At 66.9% G+C, this 2,375-nt stretch carries 3 protein-coding genes; all 3 read right to left on the bottom strand.

The window, feature by feature from the left end:
• Positions 1-86: 86 nt before the first annotated feature.
• From AC1DC5_RS19005 to AC1DC5_RS18995, 3 genes are read right to left on the bottom strand one after another with little or no spacing between them, the layout of a single operon-like run.
• A complete protein-coding gene (locus AC1DC5_RS19005) occupies positions 87-290 on the bottom strand; it encodes a hypothetical protein (protein WP_476866195.1) in 204 nt (67 codons plus the stop codon).
• Entirely contained in the window at positions 287-622 is a 336-nt protein-coding gene (locus AC1DC5_RS19000) for a hypothetical protein (RefSeq protein WP_476866194.1), read from the bottom strand. The genes AC1DC5_RS19005 and AC1DC5_RS19000 overlap by 4 nt, the downstream gene beginning before the upstream one ends.
• Positions 619-2,373, bottom strand: a complete 1,755-nt coding sequence (locus tag AC1DC5_RS18995; protein WP_476866193.1) for a glycosyltransferase — start codon at positions 2,371-2,373, stop codon at positions 619-621. The genes AC1DC5_RS19000 and AC1DC5_RS18995 overlap by 4 nt, the downstream gene beginning before the upstream one ends.
• Positions 2,374-2,375: the final 2 nt, after the last annotated feature.

The raw sequence follows: 2,375 nt of genomic DNA, 5'->3' as shown, positions 1-2,375 counted from the left end.
GGGGAGTATGTTGCCGGGGTGGCGGGGGTCCTCGTCTGACACGCCGAGGTGGAGGTCGCTGAGGAGCCGCCACTGCGCCGTGAGGCTCATGCGAGCAGTCCCAGCACGCGGGGAACGAAGAGGAGCACGTACATCCCCCACATGACGGCAAAGACCCCGCGGCTGAGCGTTCGGCCCAGAAGCTTCGGGCGTGCGGGCTGCCCGGTGTCTGGTCCGGCTCGTCGGACCTCGAGCCCGACGAGGGTGACGAGCAGTGCGGCAGTCGCGAGCAGTCCCGCCAGATCGATCATGATGCCGCCTCCTGCCGTGCGCGTGCCAGGCACGCGAGGATGGTGATGACGCCCATCGCGACGATGACCGCCTGCCATGACCACACGGCGAGGTAGAACATCGTGGTGGACACCGCCGTGAGCGTGGCCAGACCGAGCGCCAGGACAAGCAGCACCACGAGCGCAAGGTCGGTTACCGGAATGAGCCGGGTCAGCGCCTGCCCCGGGAGCAGGATCAGGACGGCTATCGCAGCGACCGCCTGCAGCGGGGCCGGCAGCCCGACGATCGTCATCACCGACAGCGCGAGGGCCGCGAGACCGAGCACCACGGTGGGCCGGCTGACCCCGCTCATGGTGTCACCCGGTACACGCGTGCGTCGCCGTTGCTGAACGCGAGCTCCACACCGCTTTGCGCGCCCAACCATTCCTCCAGAGCCGCGACGTCCTGCGCGGTGCTGGCGCCCTGGACCACCAGGCTCGCCTCCGCCGAACGCGTGAACAACACGACGGCACCGCCAGGGCTATGCCGGGCAAAGTCATACACGACCGGCCCGCACGTCGCCGTCGACAAGTCCGACCGGCACATGTCATCGATCGTCCGCGCCCGGTGGTCGAGGTAGGCCTCGCTGCGCCACGGCGTCGGGTGGGCAGCCGAGATAATCGACGAACCCGGCGGCGCGAGCCGATGCACGGCCGCGACAGCGGCGATCTCATCGTCGGTGAAAACGTCGTACTGGGCGTTCCCGAACCGGCCCGTCACGGTCAACACAGCCAGCAGGCAACACGTCAGCGCAAGGCCCCCCACGGCACGGAACGACGGGCGCGTGCCGACGTCCGCGGCGGGGAAGGAATGACGCGGACCGCCGTCCGCGGCAGGGACGGACGGGCGTGCGCCGCCATCCGCAGGAAGCAGAACCGAACACGCCAGCACCGCGATGAAAGGCAACGCGAACAGCGAGACACGAATCAGCATCTCCCCGCCATACACCTGCGCGGGAAAGAGCAGCAACGGGGTCACGGCCAGGAGAACCACCCGCACGTCCAGACGCCCCCTGCGCCAATCGCGCACCGCCCCCGCCGCGGCAAGCGCCCACAGCACCAGGGTAAGAACAATCCGGGACTGCACCACGAGCACGTGCCCGGCAGACCCGCCCAGACGATTGATGACGTTCGCATCAGTCGCCGCCAGCAGCCCGACATCCGCCAACGGCGGGTTCCCGACAAGGTACGCACTCGCGGGATAGACCAGCCACAACGTCAACACCACCACAGTGATCAACGGCAACCGGCTGGGCCAGACACGCCCGCTCAAAGTCAGCGCGGTCACCGCGATGAGCACCATAAACGGCGTCAACTGATGGCTCGCGCAGATCACCGCGATCAGCAACAAAACCACCACAAGCGCGCCCACCCGGCGCCCCGGCAGCGGCTCCGCGGGCGACCGGCCCCGCCACCACACCGCCACATCGGCCCGCCGGAAACCGCCGATCACCGGAGCCCGCGCAGCCAACGGGCCCAAAAGCAACGCGACCACAACGAGGTACAGGAAAAACCCGAACGCCTGAGGAGACAAATAGTCCTGATCCTGCCAACAGCCCAGGCAAAAGACCCACAACACAAGCCAACGCCGCCGCGGATCCCGCGTCAAGAACCCCGTCAGCACACCCACAGCAACCAGCCACAAACCCACATTGAACACCGGCGCCCACAAAGCAACAGCCACCGGATCAAGACCCGTCGCCCCAAACACCGCCGCCAGCAACGCGAAGAAACCCGGCCAGTTAAAATACGCATCCGTATCCGGGGTAATCCCCTGCGAGGAAAGAGCATCCGCGATACCCAAATGACGGAACGCCACCTCACCCCGCGGCACATCCGTCACGAACGCCGCAGTCCCAAAAAGCACCAACACCAGCACCACAACCAGCCACAACATCACCAAACGACGCGCCGGACCCGCAGCATCCCCCCGCAACGCCACAACAAAAGCACCATTCAACAACAAAACCCCCACCCAGAACGGAAACGGCAACACCGCAACCAACCCCAGATCACTACCCACCGGCACCGCCACCGTCGAAGCAGCCCCCACCGCAAGCGCCAACG

This window comes from Arthrobacter sp. 10L424 (genome assembly GCF_056395325.1).
This window is presented reverse-complemented; position numbering and strand designations above follow the sequence as displayed.

Excerpts from the sequence above, each read along its gene's own strand:
- AC1DC5_RS19005 (WP_476866195.1), bottom strand. The coding sequence starts at position 290 with ATGATCGATCTGGCGGGACTGCTCGCGACTGCCGCACTGCTCGTCACC.
- AC1DC5_RS19000 (WP_476866194.1), bottom strand. The coding sequence starts at position 622 with ATGAGCGGGGTCAGCCGGCCCACCGTGGTGCTCGGTCTCGCGGCCCTC.